This window comes from Chryseobacterium glaciei (assembly GCF_001648155.1).
Classification (GTDB): Bacteria; Bacteroidota; Bacteroidia; order Flavobacteriales; family Weeksellaceae; genus Chryseobacterium; species Chryseobacterium glaciei.
In genome coordinates, this window is sequence record NZ_CP015199.1 from 4,787,488 (window position 1) to 4,805,252 (window position 17,765).

The window sequence follows — 17,765 nt, forward strand, 5'->3', positions numbered from 1 at the left end:
TTATTATGAAAACACTTAAAATACTATTTATAATCATCATACTTTCCTTTTTGAAAATTGCCATATCCTGTGAGAAACTGGTCGAAGTAGAAATTCCTAATAATCAGATCACCACGGCCCAAGTATTTGAAGACGTTCAAACCGCTAATGCGGCACTCGCCGGTTTATATGCAGGGATAAGGGATAACTCACCTGTAGCAGGAAATCAGGCAGGTGAACTTTTCGGATCTTATACCGATGACCTAGATAGTTATGCCACCACATCCGTTAACGGAGTATTCGATATTTACCGTAATCAGCAGATTGCTGCCAATCCAACTATTTATTCCTATTGGTCTTCCGCCTATCAGAACATCTATACAGCCAATGCCATCGTAGAAGGGGTAGAAAATTCATCATCAATATCTGAAAACGAAAAGGGACGGATTAAAGGTGAAGCTCTTCTTGTGAGGTCGATCTCATATCTATATTTACAGCAGATATTTGGTGATATTCCCTATCCGGTTACAACGAATTATCAGGTCAACCTATCTTTAGCCAAAACACCGTCCTTAGAGGTTCTAACTAGATTGGAAAACGACCTGAGTCAGGCAGCCAATTTGTTAACCGATGAATACAGACATACAGAACGAATCTACCCCAATAAAAAGACAGCACAGTTAATGTTGGCTAAAATTTATATGGTTCAGCACCGATGGAGCAACGCAGAGTTACTTTTGAAAAATATTGTACAAAGCCCACTGTACCAGTTCGAGAATAATACGGCCAAAGTATTCCTAAAATCCGGAACGCATATCCTATGGCAGTTGAGACCTAAAAACCAAGGCGACGGAACTAAGGAAGCATCTACCTATTATTTCAATAATTCCGCGCCCCATAGTTATGCACTATCACAGGATTTAGTAGGTACATTTTCAAACGGAGACCTGCGCAAACAAAACTGGATGGCAGTGGTAACTTTTAACGGAAATACCTGGTATCGCGCGGATAAATATAAGAACCGAACGAATAATACCACCGAATATTCGGTTGTATTCCGTCTGGAAGAAGTCTATCTGCTCTTAGCAGAAGCATTGGTACAACAGAATAAATTACCCGAAGCACTGCCTTATGTCAATGCCACAAGGCAACGTGCAGGCCTTAGTGCTTTGACAGGAGCAACAACACAATCTGCTCTTCTTAGTGAGATTGTACTGGAAAACAGAAAAGAATTCTTTACCGAAATGGGGCATCGTTTTCTTGATCTCAAACGTTTGGATCGTCTAGGGACCCTAGTCACAGTAAAACCTAACTGGAAGTCTTATCATAATTTATGGCCACTACCACAGCAGGAGCTCTTACTAAACTCGAATTTGAATCCTCAAAATACCGGATACTAACATGCAAAAAATGATTTGGTTATTGATAATGTTTGGTATCGGCAATTTTCATCATGCACAAAACAAGAAGGATACCTTACAAAGCTGGATTTCGGGATTCTCAAGGCTTGCAAATCCTATTTATTCCGAAGATGGAAGATGGGTAGCTGTACGGAAACGTTATGATCTTACCCAAGATACCCTATTGGTAGTGGATACCAAAAAGCCTGAAGTTTCTGCAGGCAGTATAGACTTTAATGGAGAAACAACCTTCATAAAAAATGAAATCTTGGTCTTTGGTAAAGGAAAAGCGGAGTTTTGGAATCTTAAAACCAATGAGAGGAAGATCTATAACCACGTAAAAGTAGCCAATCCACTTCCTTTGGTAGGCAGGTATGCAATATTGGATCAAGAAGCAAACCTTAGCCTATACACCAACGATCATAAAATGTTGCAGCATATAAATGGTGTACTGGAATTCCCTGTTTCGGACAGAAAGGAAAAATTGTACGTGTACAGGAAAAATGCTAAAGGTTATGAAATAATTGATCTCTCCGAAAGCGTCATAAAGGTATTGAGGTCGACGAATAACACCATAAAAAAAATGGAACTGTCAAGCTCCGGAAAATATCTTATCAGCACAGAAATTGAAGAAGTATTAAATAGATCTCAACTCATACTGATCAACACATTGAATGGCAAAGTAAATGAGCTTCCTTCAATCAATATTGAAAAAGATGGTTATTATAAAATTACAGAAATTCAAGACGGAAAGGCTTTACTGGTAAGCCTTCACAGCCCAGAAAGGTCAGAGAATAAAATCGTGGATATTTGGTATGGAAATGACGAAAATCTAAAAACCAAAAAAATAGGTATTCCCAAAAATAGATATTGGTTGTGTAAACCAGATGAAAATAAAGTGCAGGAACTTCCTACCGATACATATCCTGTTTTTGCATCGGTAAATAATGACCGCTATTTTTTAGCCTTTCATCCTACAAAAGATCATGATTATCTAACCTATGAGCCACAGCTAAAGGATATACAGATATATGATGCGCTACTAAACAGCTACCGCAGAATAGAAGATCTAAAAGGTATAAATTACGGATCAGCTGAGATTATCTGTTCCTATAATGGAAAATTCTTGCTCGGAAGTGAAGATGGGGAAAAATGGACACTATTGGAGATCGGTTCAATGACAAAAAGCGTTATTGATAATAAGTTATTACAAAATCCTTCATTTACGATGGATGGTCTATATATTTTCTTTGAAAGTCCACGCGACCTTTGGCGCTATGAAATTAAGACCAAAAAATTGATAGCCTTACAGGTAGCGTCCGGAAAATCAACAAAGATTAGGAATGCCCGCATATTAAAAATATCAGATAAATGGAATTTTTCAGTCAATACTATTGATATCACAAAACCTCTCTTGATAGAAGTTTTTGATCAGCCAACAACTACTAAATCCTACTTAATCTGGAAAGAGGGTAAACAAAAGGAAATTATAGCTCCGACAGAAAATTTTGTTAGAAACATTGTTCCTGACGATCAATTTAAAAGGTTTTGCTTTTTGGAAGAGAATTACAACAGAGCGCCTCAATTATTCCTTGTCAGCAATGGCAAACAAAAGAAGCAACTGCTGACAGCTGAAAGTACAACGGATAAAGCTACACTTGCTCTAAAACAAGAAATATTTCACTATACAACTCACAATGGAATGCCCTTGAAAGGACTCTTATATTATCCTGTGAACTTTAATCCTGAAAAAAAATACCCGATGGTGGTACACATCTATCAGATTCAAAATGGTAAATCAAACCAATATTTAACCCCCGGTTACCACAATCGTGATGAATTGGATATCCGTACCCTCTTGGAAAAAGGGTATTTTGTACTCTTGCCGGATACCTTTGTGGGAACTACCGGAGCGGGATTATCCGCTCTGGACTGTGTAAACAAAGCACTTGACTTGGTTAGTAGCAATCCCAGTATTGATATGAGTAAAGTTGGACTTATTGGTCACTCATTTGGCGGATATGAAACTAATTTTATCGCGACCCATTCCGATCGCTTCGCCACATATATATCCGGTGCTGGGCTCAGTGACATTATACGTTCCTATTTTTCGTACAACAATCATTTCACGGGCCCACTCTATTGGCAATATGAAAGCGGGCAATTTGGAATGAAGTCATATACTATCGACAAATCATCATATATAAAGAACAATCCGATACTCGCTGTTGAAAATGTGAATGCGCCTATATTACTCTGGACCGGAAAGCAGGATGAGAATGTACCCTGGGATCAGACCATGGAATTCTTTTTAGGCCTGAGAAGATACAACAAACACGTCATCGCCTTATTCTACCAAAATGGTAGACATGCATTAAGTGCCAGTTCGGATGAGAAAAAGGATCTGCACCGAAAAGTACTCGAATGGTGGGATTACTTTTTGAAAAACAAAAGGAATGTGCCATGGATTGATAAACAATAAAAGCTAGGCTGTCTCACTGAGGCAGCCTAGCTTTTGTCTGGTTAATTGCTTTTAAATAGCTCTTCACCACACATAGTCTCAGATAACTGATGCAAAGGGGTGGCATTGTCTGCTGACCAGAGACAGGTTTCTCCAAAAGTTGTACTACACTTTTGTTCTGCATCAATACATTGACCCGACACCGCATCAATGCGATATGCATCTACAATTGCACGTTTACTTGTTGTTGCTTTTGTTGCAAAAGCGGCACCTGCACCCATCAATATAACGAATGCAGGAAGAATTAATTTTTTCATAATTGAAAAATTTAAGGTTGATTTTTTGCCTACTCTTTTAAAGGTTTTCGGCTTCCCCTGATTTAGGATCTAGTAATGCTGTCCTGAATTTGTACCTGACGAGTTCATTTCCAATCAGCACATACAGGTATTTGTCCGTTGCCAGCATGTATGACATTGTATTTTCTGTCCGGTTTTGTATATAAAAACTCCCGACATATTCCTGTTTATCGGTTCTGTATATATCGACGACTGAGGCTTTTTCCCATGCTTTTGAAGATTCATGTTTTCCTATCAAGTTAGACTGATTGAACAAAAGATGGCGATTAGCGGTCATTATTTTGTTCACGAGCAGCGGTGGCGCGGTCATTTTATGCTTACCGTCAGAAAGCCGTCGCGTTTGTATTTTAGCACGACTCGTAGTATCAATGGTATTTAACTTCTTTAATACATTGAGCTCTTCATCCACAACCAAAAATTGATTCCGATAGGAGAAAGTATAGATAAGATTATTGGTTTTCAGGCTTGTAATCAACTTGCCGTCGGAATCAAAAACGCCGTCTATTTGTTTTTCAAGGATAGTTGTGTGTAATTTTACTTTAGGATTTTGACCCAGATTCAGACTGCCTAACACATATTGCTGGTTTTGACGGCTTTGTGTCCGGATTGCGAATCGAGAAGAATCAATAACCACCAGCTGAGTAAAGTAAGCATCTCTATAGCTAATGGTTCGGGCTAAAGAATCTCCCAAAGAACCTCTGTAAATAACTGGAACACTACCATCATAGAGGTAGAAGTATGGAGATTTTACCTGAAGTTGTAAATTACGGAACTTGTAATCTGACTTATCGAGATGTAGCCTTACTTCTGAATTTCCTGTCAGTGCTGTATCAACTGATGTTAGAATCAATGGTGCTGTAAGATTACCCAAATAGATCTTATCATGCTCAACCCCTGCAAAATAATAGGAATTAATTCCAAGGTCTAAAGTTTTATCTTCGATAATTGGATGTAGCAGAAAACGCCTGGTGAAATTATTTTCTTTTTTAATGATGTTTTCTGAGGATAAAAATAATGCAATGATTACACCAGCAGATACAATACTGATAGATACTGTTGAAATGATGGTTTTAAATACATTCTTTTCTGCATGTCGTGCTACAATGTAAATTCCAACTAAGACCAGCAAAACACAAACTATATTAAAGATGAGGTGTTCTCTCCAACCAAGCTTTTCCAAAATTCCGCCACAGGAACAGGGCACAAAATCACTATAATTTAGGATCAGATAGATGTAAACTGTAAAGCTGACCATGATACCTAGTGTAAGATACAACCCCACAAGCCTGATGCTTTTAATAAAAAGTAATACCGCGATAATAAGTTCTGCAATAATTACAGCATAAGGAATAAATCCGGCGTAAGCACTCAATAACGGTGACTGCGCCAATTGAACTTGAAAATTCTCGAAGTCCAGTATTTTACTAACACTTGCATAGCAGAACAGAAGCGCAAAGCAGTACGCAAAAACTACCGGCAAGATTTGAAGAAACTTTCTCATGGATTTGTTTTGTTTGTTTTCCAGAAGTAAAGTTCTCAGATTCAGAGATAAGAAATATTGAAAGTAGTATAATAGATATGTTGAATAGAATAAAAAATATTGATAATAGTATTGAGGATATTGATAAAAGTATCAAGGCACTCAAAAGCACTAATATCTTTTAGATTTCTGGTAATAATCTGGGTATAGAATCTATGGGAAATTTATACTTTTTTCGAAAGAGGCTATACATACTGTTGTAGTTATAAAATTTATTCCTGTATGCAATTTCCTTAAGACTATAATTTGTAAATAGGACGTCTCCTACAACATCAAGCATTTTCATTTTATTATGAAACTGGTGGAAAGTATCTCCGAAATGGTTTCTGCAATCTTTTTGAAACTGATTATAGTTGATGCCATAGTACGCTGCCAGTTTCCGAGGCGATACCAATTCCGAGCTGCTCCCCTTTTCAAGAATTTGATCAAGGTAATGCAGACTGCCTGAACTAAAACGTATAGACATTGCATTAACCGAGAATTTACACAGGAAAAACTCTACGTACTGATCACTATCTTCTAAAACTGCAATTCCCGTAAACAAAAAAAACTTTCCCGAACGGTTTAAATGAGCATGGATAGGAATCACAGAAGTCGGATTAGGGACATCAATCAGTCCAACAAGCTTTTTTTCAATAAAGTCGAGATTATCGCTAGTAAAATCTACACTACTCAACTTTTTGATCATTATTTTACTGCCTAATTCAAACCCGGCAGGAATTATCCTGACACTTTTGAAAAAAGTGACATAGGTATTTACAACCATTTCCGTTAGCCTCGCCAGAATTTGTTTGTGTTGAGGACTTAATATTGGTGATTGTGCAGGGAGCTGTGAAAGTTTGACCATTGCACCTCCAATACTTTTGTCTATTAAAGACAGTAAGAAGATATTCATGAGCTCGTTGTTTAGTCTAGAGAGAAACTAAATAAAAAGACAATGTAATTTATTTTATTCAGAATGCAAAATTTAATTCTCGTTATTGAGAATTAATAACATTGGTAATAGTGACATTTTTTGATAAGGTTACTTGTTGTAACGTATCTACTCTCTTGATATAAGTACATTTGCTCTGGTATATGTATAAGATCACAAACCCCAATATTCTGTATACTTTAAGTATCCTTATTCACTCTAAAAAGAAAAGCCACATAATTGTGGCTTTATTTTGATTTTCCTTATTGAGGTTTGTTAACACACCTAGAGAAGTGTGTAACAGCCCTGATAGAATAATTATTATATAATCTCCGATTCATTATTTTCAAATTTATATATAAATTCAGAAAATGAACTGCCAAGCAGAATAGCATCTTTTTCATCCATACCTACAAATGGAATCGAATAAATGTGGCCATTCTTTTTATTTATAAAAATTCCAACACCCCCGCTATTTGTTCCAATATTTATAAAATCAGGAACATATGTTTCCGTTTCATACTCTTTATTAATCTCGTCCAATTCCTCAAATTGAAATAATTCAATGTATCCGCTATCTGTAAATATCTCATTATTCTGTAATTTATTTACATATGATAAGTAATCATCTGGGTATTCAAAATTATTGTTCATAAAATAACACTTTTAAACATATAGAAAATTGAACTTCAATATCGACTACCTTGCTCGGTAATAATAAAACCCCTGTCTCAGAATGTAATTCCTTCGCATTAAACTTATACGAGTTTTCATATTTGTTCTGGATCTGCTGTTCTACAAATGTTTCCCCGAATGGTAAATTCAAGAAAGTTGTTTAGCTGTAATATTATCGACAAAACCACTTGCAAATACAAGTGGTCCATCAAAAACTATTTTCTCATTCTCTGTCAAAAAATCCACTATGAAGTTTCATAAAATTTCCCCTTTATGACTTTATTCAGTTTTCTTCTTATTCTCCTTCATTATTATAGTTTTGTCAGATATACTAAATTACCATATGCTTTTTACAGCAGAATTACTGAAAAATTACCAACTAATTTCCCATAATGGAGTTCTATAAAATTGTCCAGGCATTTCTGTTTTTTCAATAAACTCAACATTATTACTTTTAATTTTGTCAAAAAAATTTCTTAATTCAGAAATTTTTATAGAGAAAATATCCAATTTATCTTTTTCTACTGAACTTAATTTATATACTTTATTATTAGAATATTCAAACTTTAATAATCTACAGACCTTATTTAAAGTGTTTTTCTCCCAAAAAATACCATAACGAGGCAAAGATTCATTATCAAGAAGAAAAATAGCAGCAGGTTTTAGATTTTTGTTCAAATAAATGTTGTCCCCCCCGAATATTTAATACCGTACTGAACTTTTTCATTTTTATTTGTAACCACAAAAGTAGTTTCATCAAACTGTTTAATTAAATATGTACTGTCTTCAAAAACGTTTGACATTGAAGGAATAATTTTATGCTGTCGTCCTTCCAGTATTTTTGGTATAAAACTCTGGATAGTAAGCTCATTAGTATTAACATTATCCTTTACTTTATTGTCTTTATTACAACTTGACATAAGGAGTAGAAAGATTAACGTAATTTGATTATACATAAATCTTCTATTTTTTAATAACACTTCTTCCATTATTGATAATTTTTTTGTTTTCCATAAAATCTGTTCTTAAAAAGCCTCCATTTCCTCGGACTTTAATATTATACAATCTATTTTGATACACAGACTTTCCTTTAGAATTTAAGTTAAATAGCATAAAACCGGAATAATTCTTTCCATTCTTTTTTATAAGATCTGTATCAAAAAGAAAAGTTTCCCTTACTATATTTTTATTTTTATCCGAAATTGGAATATTAGAGCCCGAAGTTGCTCCGTTAAAAAATACCTTTCTATTACCATCCAAAAATAGATCAGTATCTGTTAATAAATACATTCTTAATTGCGATCATTGATTGATAATAAAAAGTAAATATCCAAATAATCATTTGCTCTTCAAATGAAATTACTCCAGTTCAAATCGACAACAAACCCGGTCTTATCATAAACAGGAAATATTATCTAGACAATTTTCATTAGTGAAAAAGCCAATCAATTAATTCGTGTTTTTCGGAGTAAATTAGGAAGTAATAGAATCCTTCATCTTCTGATATTTGTATGATATTCTTTATTTGCATCCACTCCGAAGATTACAGTTTCACCACTTATATTATAAGGATATACTACTTGATACTTCTCCTGGAGATGTGAAAAAATTTCTATCACTACTACATCGTAGCCATCTACTTGACCACTAAGAACGATTGCCGATACTTTTATGTCAATATTATTCAAATCTTGTTCTACATCCTTCAGAAACAAGTCATACATTTCTTCTACCGAACAGATCTCAGAACTACTTACAATATCTCTTATTTCTCCATTATCCAGTACAAATGCTCTAAAAGGTTTAAATCCACCCATTTCTATTAAAAAAAAGCCCGCTCGTTCTTTAAGAGCTTCCAAAAATTTTTCCATTTTTTATTTGTCTTTTATTTATAGGCTTGTTCAGTATATTCTTTGTCTCCACATACCTGAAATAATTTTGATTATCTAATTCTCAAAGTGAAATGTATTTAAATGTTTTCATTATTGGGGAAAGAATTTCTTAGTCAATTGTTTTAATTTTATACTTATTAAAAAACATTGCAGCTATTCTAGTATTAGCTGCAATGATGAATATTAATTTATTGATTTATACGATACTATTCCGTATAAATCAATAAATTTTAATCATATTAAGGTTTTAATTTCCGGCTAAAATAAATAAAGTGACCATAAACGATCACTCTATTTTATAAAATCATTATCGATTATTCTCTATAAATCACACGTAACAAAGAAAAATATATTTACATGTATACTCGCCAGTCGACTAAAGTTTTTTAACTAATCCAAATTGAACTTGAGTATCTTCAATTTTTTCATATAAATATTCATTTTTTTCAATCTTCAAAACTCTAATTATAAACTGAGGGGTTTCCGGCATAATTTCTCTGGTTTTTTGATTTGCAACTATTTTATAATCGCCACTTCCTAGCCATACAATTTTTCCGGTATAAATTTTATCTTTATAACTCTCATATTGTATATCATTCTTACGCTTAAACTTATAAACCAAATTTTCGTTACTTAAAATTTCTAAAGAAAATTCTCCTGTCTTAAATTTATCAATATTAAGGTTAGGGTCATAATCAATACATTTTTCCGCATAAACTTTTTTTGCGCTATTACTTCGATAGTAAATTGCGTCAATTAAGGTTTTACAGCCTTTTTCTTTTTGATCGATTATAATTTGAGAATATCCCTTGAAATACAAAGTAGCGGGATCGTTTGGAAATATTTGTAAATTTTTATCCAAATTTGAAATAGCAGCAATGAAATCTTTATTTTTAATGTCAATCATTGCTTTTTGCATATATTCAAAATCATTCTTTTTGTTTTGCGAAAAACACAGAATTGGTAGAATTAATAAAATTATCGTTTTCATTTTTTGAATTTAATCTTTATCCCAACCAATATGATTTTCCAAAATTACGGGGTTATTTATTTTATTAAATCCTATGGGTTTATAAAACATTAAAGTTATGATGAGATCTTTTTTCAAATTATCCGGGTCATTCTTTTTTACTATAGTATACTGAACATATTTTTGTTTATTCTCAGCAAACATAACAGTAGTATCCTTGATTTTAATATTTTTCAATAAACTCTCTTTGGGATTTACTATATCGTAATGTTTATACAAAAAATTCAATTCTGAAGCAGTTACTCCAGGATAATTTTGCGACTCATATATTAAGTTATTATAAGCTTGTAGATCATTATTTTTAACGGCTTTCCAATATGCTCTTACTGTATTTTTAATTTGATCTTCATCCTTTTTTTGCTGATTTACGCAACTGCTTATGCTTAATAGAATTAAAATTACTGAGATGTATTTAAATGGTTTCATTATTGTGGAATATTTTTATTTGTTAATTGTTCATTAAGAGGCTGAATAGGAATGCCATTAGCTTTCATTATCTGTGTACCATTCTGGATTATTGCAGAATTCGGCATTAGCCCTGCACTGGGATCAGGTAAAGTTCCATCTGTAACGAAATTCACTACATCGTTTCTCGTCTGCTGATTCATTTCAATTCCACTAGAATCCACATATTTGATAGCTTGATCCATAGTCTTAGCTTGTCCTTCAGTTGCTATAACATCTTTTGACGCTTGGACATAATTACCCATACTTTTAACGGCATCAGGGATATTAGAAGCTAAATCTAGTAGACCTACCAACTCTTGCACTCCTCCGGCTGCGGTACTTAATTTATCATAACCTTTCATCAATTTGTTTGTCATTTCCAACCCTCTTATTGTGGTGGTAAACTTTTGGCTATCCATACTTTCCGGCGTTTCCGTTACATTTTCCATTGTTGCACTATTTGCTACAGTGCCGCTGTAGTTATACGAATTTAATTTCAATCCTGCTGATCCATCTGATATTCTAGCTCCACCAGGATTATATCCTTTTGTAGTTAATCCAATACCTCCTGGAGTAAAGGTAGCATATCCGTTACTATCTATTTGCGATACAGGTGCTCGTTTTACCATCATTTCATTTCCTCGGATAGCAAAAAATCCGGTATGATTTTGTAATAATTCTAGCCCTTCAAGCTCAACTCCCATTCCTAACTTGTTCTCTTGGAATGCATAAGTACTGTTATACGGGTATTTAGCCGCAAGTGGATCAATGTTAAAAAATCTTCCAACATCCGGCATATAATTTCTCCATTTATATGCATAAAACCCTGTTTCCTGCAATTCCTGACCCTGCATTTTGTAATTCTTATAACTTCCTTGTCCGAAATATGCTGTACCTGTTTTCAAATGATTCATCCCGAACGGGTAATAATCATTGTTATCTGTGATTTCAAGAACTCCTGCGCTGTTTCTTGCGAAACTTACCCTCGTATTTCCTTGTTGATCCTTGTAGCTGTAAATATACTGATCTTTTTGATAATCATAAAATCCTTCCGATGTTGGAAAAAACTGTAAATCTGGCGTTTTTATATCAACAATAATTCCACCACCGAAAGGCGGGTCTATAGTAGGATCAGGAAGTGTAGGAACAAGTGAAAAAGCCATTGGCTGCATTGCTCTTCGGGATAATGAAGAAGCCATCAGCATTTCTGAAGAACCACCACCATTAACATTTTCAGTTTTTAAATATTGGAAGCCATCCAAATAATCTGTAGTTTTTTTTGTGGTTGTTGCCCCTATAACACCTGTTATACTAGTCACATTTTCCTTTGTCAATTTCGTTCCATCAGCCCTATATTTGGTGTTAATGATAATATCTTCATTACCATTTTTATTAATTCCCAAGTTATTAGGAAGATTCAGAAAATTGTATTTGATCGTTGAAATCCCTTTATCAGGCATTGTTGTCATGTTACCGTTAAGATCATAACCAATGGTACCTCCTCCGCCTTCATAACCCGTCGGGTTTTGTGTAGCATCATTAATAGTGGTTACCTGATTACCACCTGTAGCATAAACATATTCTAAATTATCTATTGCTGTAACTGTATTGCTTAGATTTTCCATAACAGAGCTTCGGTACAAACCTGTTATGTTTCCATTCAGGTCATATGCCAGAGATTCTGTGTTTTCAGCACTATATGGGTTGTACGGGTTTTGATAATATCCTGCTGTTAATCTATTCAAACTATCGTAGACATATCCATATCTTTTTGGTGTAGTTGAAGGATTATTTCCAATATTTTCAACTACTCTCCAATCTACTTCTACAATATTTCCGTTGTATTTGGCTTTTACCTCCTTTCCTGCAAATATGGAATTAGGATAGGTGATTCCTTCTTTCTGGGTGTATTTGATCTTGTAAGAAAATAATTTTCCTCCAAGATCAGGTAATAACATTTGGTCTTTATTGATGCCTGTCATCCATCCTCTGATATTGTAATCGTAATCAATACTTTGAAGATTATTTCCGACTTTCTTGTTTGTTAACTGAGAAAGTTCGTTGTATTCATTTTGAACCAACAATTCTTCGGGTTTACTGTCAACCTGATGATAATGCTGTAAAATTCTGTTTTGTAAATCATATACAAAACGTTCTTTTATTGTTATTCCAACTTCATCAGATTTTCTTGCGTGGTAAGTATTAACTTTCTGTGGAACTCCTGCAAAATCAAGATCGGATTCTGTTTTGGTATAACCTCCTAAATGGTTGATAGAGTTTGTCGCAACAACTCTTCCTCTGGTATCGTAATAGGTGTAATTCTTTGTCCAGTTATCATCTTCAATGTTTTTAACCAGATTCATGACAGGAAGGCTGTTGGTACTCATTCCGGAGCTTGAAGGATCATCGGTCAATGTTGGCTTTCCAAAAATACTTGTCGGGAATGTAGGATTGAAGCTGTAGGCTTGATACGTATCATAGTAATTGACCGTCAATACCTTAAAATTCATTGCAGGATAAGCTCCCGTGTTCGTATAAAAAACATCTATACCGCTATTATTCCAACTGAATCTATTTCTCTTTTCATTATTGGAACCAAACCCATCTACCGCATTTTGCTGTTGAATCCTACCAAGAGAAGTGTCTACTATTCCTGTGTAAATTGGTCGTGAAAACAGATCGTATTTAGTAAAAAGCCATTGTCCTTTTCCTTTTAAAACGGTATCTTGTGTTAAAACCAATCGATCCTGTTTATCGTAGACCATATACTCCCAACCTTTGCCTGGAAGTTTCTTTTCGACCAATTTATATTTACTGTCATATCTGTATTGATAACAAAGGTTATTTAAAATTGTCAGATCGGTCAAACCAGAGATTGAAGCTGTTGGCGGAATGGTATATGCCAATTGGTTGTATTCGTTATATACATAATAGGTATCTGCATTTTCTGTAGCAGAGACAACTTTTCTTACGAGCAGTGTTTGTCCTCTTCCGTTTTTAAATTCAATGGTTTTGTTTCCGTCTTCATCGGTAACGGTAGTTTTATACAATTGTGCAGGCTGGAAAAATTGAGAGGTCTGAACAGAAGATACAAACATCTTATTGGCTACATCCCAAATGGTTGTGGTTACATAATTTCTTACCTTATCTTCTGTAGTGTTGGCTTCATAAGTAAACTTAACGGGTTTTCCCGTCCAATCGTTACCCACCTGTCTCTGCTCCTGAACTCTGTCTAATGGTGAGCTTTCAAGTATCTTTTCTGAAAAGATCTTTTCGTTTCCTAAAGGTGTATTTGGGGCATTTCCTAATGGAGTCGGAACAATAGCTCCGTTCAAAGTTCCTCCTTGTGGGACAGGAAGATAATCTTTAGTCTGCCTTCCAAATCCATCATATTCGATTTGAGTTACAACATCTCTTCCTAAAGGTGAGGCTTTGACATTCACCACTTGTTTTAGTCTTCCAAGTCCATCAAAATACTGAACGGTATGGATTTGTTTTGCTGTTGAGCTGCTTGTAGTTACCGGTTCAAGATAGGTTCTGGTCTGTATATAATTTTCTGTAATAGGTAAATTCTGTGCATGAGCTAAACTCGTGATAAGCAAAGCTCCGATTGGAATAATTATCTTTTTCATCGTGTGTTAGTTTTTGTAGTTGTATTTAAATTCTTTCAGGATTTTTCCTGTTGGCTCACTTTCTCTGATTTCTTTCAATCTGTTGGATGCATCATAGATATAAACCTGTCTTATTCCTGTTGGCGGAATGATATTCGTTACCCCAATCAATGGATCGTAAGTATAGGTAGTGATCTTTAAGCCATTGAGACTGGAATTATTTTTGAAGTTAGTAAATGCTGTTAGTAGTGCTCCTTCCTGAGCTGGATTAGCAGCGTCTGCATCGGAAGCTGTAACTATACCTGAGATAATGCCCAAATTCGCCAATTGATCGTAGGTAATTCCTTCTATTTTTGCAATGGGTTGAGTTTGGGTGTAGCCCCAGATAATCGTTACAGGAATACCTTCTTTAGTTCTGTATTGCTGCAGATTACCTTTTGTATCGTATCTCTCATAGGTAACTTCTGCATACGAAGTACCATTTTGGACATCAGAAGATTCGACAGAACTTGGCAACAGATTAGACAAATTATCATATTTTGTCTCTGTTTTTGATAAGGTTTTCCCGTTCTGTTTTGTCTCTGTTTCCAATGGAATTGCAAGCATGTTAGCTGTAATCAGTCTTTGATTAAGTTTCTCCTTTGCATATTTATAATCTGAAACATTCGTTACTCCGTCTGCTGAAATTTGTGTGACTAATAAAGGATAATCTTCTGTATTATAGGCTGTATTCGTGATTGAAACTACTGAACTCTGCACACCGTTCTTATAGAAATAAGAGGTTTCACGCTTCTCGGTAGGTAAAGTGACACCGAATATATTATAGTATTTGTAGGGGGTAGACAAAATGATACCAGGAAAGAACATTTTAAAACCATCATAATATTTGTATTTATAAAAATTAGGTTTGATATTGTTGTAATAATTATCTTTCACCTTTATCCCCTCCAATTTAGTAAACTCAAGCGTTGTATGTTCATTATTTATTTCTGAAAGAATCTTTCCGTCAACATCATATTTTTTCTCGAAAATCATTTGCCCCCTCAAGTAATCATGATTAGTAATGGGAAGTATGGGCATTTCCAATGAAAATACATCAGGATTAGGAAAATCTATTGGAGATCTGAATTTGTATAAGGTTTTACCATTATCACTAATTGCATTGTTAGTATCTTTTTGAATCTGCTTTACGGTTACATATTGATAACCTACATCTGAGCCCTGCGTCTTTTCTGCCGGGATGATATTAAAGTTTGTTGTAGTATTGGATGTTGCACTATAATTTGCATAGGATCCAGAATTTTCATCTAGATATTCATAGGCAATACTTTCAGTATATTTAAAAACGGGCTCAGGAAACACTAAGCTTCCACTACTTTTTTGAGCATCATTTATATCGCGATAATCATAAATAAATTCTTTAGCAGGTGATGTTGAAGTTGAAGATTCAAAATACTTAATATCATTAATTCTCAGCCCACCACCTCTTTTAGTCAAATAACTGTTGAAATGATGTTCTTTTGTAGAAGCAGTAAGAACATAGGAAATTGGTCTCTGAGTTATCCCATGACTTCCGCTAAGAGATGCATAGTAAGTTCCAGGCTCTAAGGTGACTTCTTTATTATATTCTGTAACCGGCTCTCCGTTTTCACCAATTTCGGCACCCGGGCATTGAGCACCACTTGTACTTATGCAAGATTGCCAGCTCATTCCAAAGTTAGTTACGGGAGCTGAAAATACATTGGGACTAAGCTGTTTATAAATATTAAACTGCCAATTAGAATAAATTAAACTTCCCAGATCCAGATGTAGCTTTACTGTTTGTGGAGAAAGTATAGTGAAAAATTCTCCTCTGACAGTTGGGCTGAATGTATTGATTCCCATCAATTCAAAATTATTGTCTTCGTCCACCCATTCTCCTGTTACAGGTTCGATAGGTTGTGAAAATCCAGCAAAATGACTGTAAATATTTTCTCCAAAATCAAACACTACTTTTCCCTTAGTGGGATAGGTAATAGAGCTGATAACATCTTGTGTGATGTCTGCTGGTTGGTAGGATACTGTATCTTTATAATATCCCCAATTATCCTTTTGAAATATCTTAGTTTGACTATTATAACTGATGTTATACTCATTTAAGTTACTAGGAATACCCGATTTTGTTATTTTTTTTAATAAAAGCTTTTTTAAGCTTGGAGTAGGATTAGGAAGTGTAGACAAAGATGTGTTTGAGTAATCATAATCAAAAGTGTATTTGTCAACAAATTGGTTTATGCTTTGTAAATTAATATTACTTTGTACAGACTTTAATTTGTATAATTCTGATGAATTTAAATAATTGGAATCACTTCTCCCTTTTTCATAGGTGAAATTGATGCTTCCTTTATCGGTTATCGTAATGTTTGTAAGAAGTTTGGTTCTTCCTGTGTTATATACAGTTTGAACTTCTAAAGCACCCGGAATTTGGGGATCTGGATTAATTGGCGCAGCACCGTCAAAATAGTTATAAATAATATCCTTTGGAAATCTTGTTGTTATTGTTTCAGTATCTTTATATTCTACTTGGGATGATTGGTCATAATTGAAGGTAAGTAAAGTATTGCTATTTTGATCCTGAACTTTTTCCAGATGATAGGCTGTAAAGTAAATTCCTCCACCCACATTTGATGATATATTACTGGTATTCTTCAAAAGTCCTATTTTTACAGTCGAGACATCTTTTGAAGAACTTTCCATCCCTTTGAAAAGATATTTAATTCCTTTATCATCTATGATTGTTACAGTCTGTACTTCTCCTCCTGAATCATGAGTACTGGTAATTTTTAAATTATTTCGATCCAGTTTTTCAACAATAAAATTTCCACTAGGATCCTTTTTGATGATAAATCTTCCGGTATTACCCATAAAGTTGTACTGATACAGATCATATTCCGTATCATACTTACCGATTCCTGTATAAAAAGCATATTCATTAATATTCCAATTCGTAAGTTGGTCAAATATTAATTTATAAGTTGGATTATTTTCATGCCTGTAAATACCATATTTTGCGGTTGGTGGAGAAGACATAAAAGTAGATTCTATTTTACCGTCTGCCACACCACCTCTTACGGTTCTTGTAATAGTACCTCCTGCTAATAAATTCCATCCAAGACCCGTTTCTCCGGCTTTATCATCCGGCTTAGCACTTAAAGGATGGTATTTTAACTGAACATTAAGACTAACGTTTGGACTGCTTGTAGGAATATTGAAAAGAGGGATATTAATATCGGGAATTCCTGTATAATAACTTACCGGTACCTCTTCAAATTTCATCAGATTATTAGAAGTAGGTGCTGCAGGAAACATTTTATTAATGTCATCTACATTTTTATTGAAATCATTACCCGATTGGGCAAGGAAAGTATTGTTTAAAGAAGCTGATAATAAAATTACAGCTATTATATTTTTCTTCATTTTGA

Annotated in this window: 14 protein-coding genes; 2 read left to right on the forward strand and 12 right to left on the reverse strand. The window is 34.4% G+C overall.

All coding sequences use genetic code 11. From position 1 onward, the window contains the following. Positions 1 to 5: 5 nt before the first annotated feature. Positions 6 to 1,379, forward strand: coding sequence for a RagB/SusD family nutrient uptake outer membrane protein (locus tag A0O34_RS21650; protein WP_066759283.1), 1,374 nt, complete (start codon positions 6 to 8; stop codon positions 1,377 to 1,379). 10 nt (positions 1,380 to 1,389) lie between these two features. Beyond that, complete coding sequence (locus tag A0O34_RS21655; protein WP_157886099.1) at positions 1,390 to 3,861, forward strand: alpha/beta hydrolase family protein; 2,472 nt, start codon at positions 1,390 to 1,392, stop codon at positions 3,859 to 3,861. 41 nt (positions 3,862 to 3,902) lie between these two features. Here A0O34_RS21655 and A0O34_RS21660 read toward each other — a convergent pair whose 3' ends face one another. The 12 genes from A0O34_RS21660 to A0O34_RS21720 form a co-directional block, all read right to left on the reverse strand. Continuing rightward, positions 3,903 to 4,157 (reverse strand): DUF6520 family protein, encoded by a 255-nt coding sequence (locus A0O34_RS21660; protein ID WP_066759289.1) that lies wholly within the window; start codon positions 4,155 to 4,157, stop codon positions 3,903 to 3,905. Positions 4,158 to 4,194: 37 nt separating this feature from the next. Further along, complete coding sequence (locus A0O34_RS21665) at positions 4,195 to 5,697, reverse strand: DoxX family protein (protein WP_066759291.1); 1,503 nt, start codon at positions 5,695 to 5,697, stop codon at positions 4,195 to 4,197. Between the two features lie 160 nt (positions 5,698 to 5,857). Further along, positions 5,858 to 6,631, reverse strand: coding sequence for a helix-turn-helix domain-containing protein (locus A0O34_RS21670; protein WP_066759293.1), 774 nt, complete (start codon positions 6,629 to 6,631; stop codon positions 5,858 to 5,860). A 339-nt stretch (positions 6,632 to 6,970) separates the two neighbouring features. Beyond that, positions 6,971 to 7,303 (reverse strand): SMI1/KNR4 family protein, encoded by a 333-nt coding sequence (locus tag A0O34_RS21675; protein ID WP_066759294.1) that lies wholly within the window; start codon positions 7,301 to 7,303, stop codon positions 6,971 to 6,973. A gap of 393 nt (positions 7,304 to 7,696) precedes the next feature. Beyond that, the gene (locus A0O34_RS21685; RefSeq protein WP_066759296.1) at positions 7,697 to 8,002 is read right to left on the reverse strand and encodes a hypothetical protein; all 306 of its coding nucleotides are present in this window, start codon (positions 8,000 to 8,002) and stop codon (positions 7,697 to 7,699) included. After that, positions 7,999 to 8,244 (reverse strand): hypothetical protein, encoded by a 246-nt coding sequence (locus A0O34_RS21690; RefSeq protein WP_157886100.1) that lies wholly within the window; start codon positions 8,242 to 8,244, stop codon positions 7,999 to 8,001. Before A0O34_RS21690 ends, A0O34_RS21685 begins: the two co-directional genes overlap by 4 nt. Before the next feature lie 43 nt (positions 8,245 to 8,287). Then, on the reverse strand, positions 8,288 to 8,614 hold the full coding sequence (locus A0O34_RS21695; RefSeq protein WP_066759305.1) for a hypothetical protein: 327 nt from the start codon (positions 8,612 to 8,614) through the stop codon (positions 8,288 to 8,290). Positions 8,615 to 8,817: 203 nt separating this feature from the next. Next, positions 8,818 to 9,195, reverse strand: coding sequence for a hypothetical protein (locus A0O34_RS21700; protein WP_066759306.1), 378 nt, complete (start codon positions 9,193 to 9,195; stop codon positions 8,818 to 8,820). 397 nt (positions 9,196 to 9,592) lie between these two features. Continuing rightward, positions 9,593 to 10,207, reverse strand: a complete 615-nt coding sequence (locus A0O34_RS21705) for a hypothetical protein (RefSeq protein ID WP_157886101.1) — start codon at positions 10,205 to 10,207, stop codon at positions 9,593 to 9,595. A 9-nt stretch (positions 10,208 to 10,216) separates the two neighbouring features. After that, entirely contained in the window at positions 10,217 to 10,672 is a 456-nt protein-coding gene (locus A0O34_RS21710) for a hypothetical protein (RefSeq protein ID WP_066759308.1), read from the reverse strand. Then, complete coding sequence (locus A0O34_RS21715; RefSeq protein WP_066759310.1) at positions 10,672 to 14,325, reverse strand: DUF6443 domain-containing protein; 3,654 nt, start codon at positions 14,323 to 14,325, stop codon at positions 10,672 to 10,674. The genes A0O34_RS21710 and A0O34_RS21715 overlap by 1 nt, the downstream gene beginning before the upstream one ends. A 6-nt stretch (positions 14,326 to 14,331) precedes the next feature. Next, positions 14,332 to 17,760 carry a hypothetical protein gene (locus A0O34_RS21720; RefSeq protein ID WP_066759311.1) on the reverse strand — a complete coding sequence of 1,143 codons (3,429 nt, stop codon included), beginning with the start codon at positions 17,758 to 17,760 and terminating at the stop codon, positions 14,332 to 14,334. Between the last annotated feature and the right edge of the window lie 5 nt (positions 17,761 to 17,765).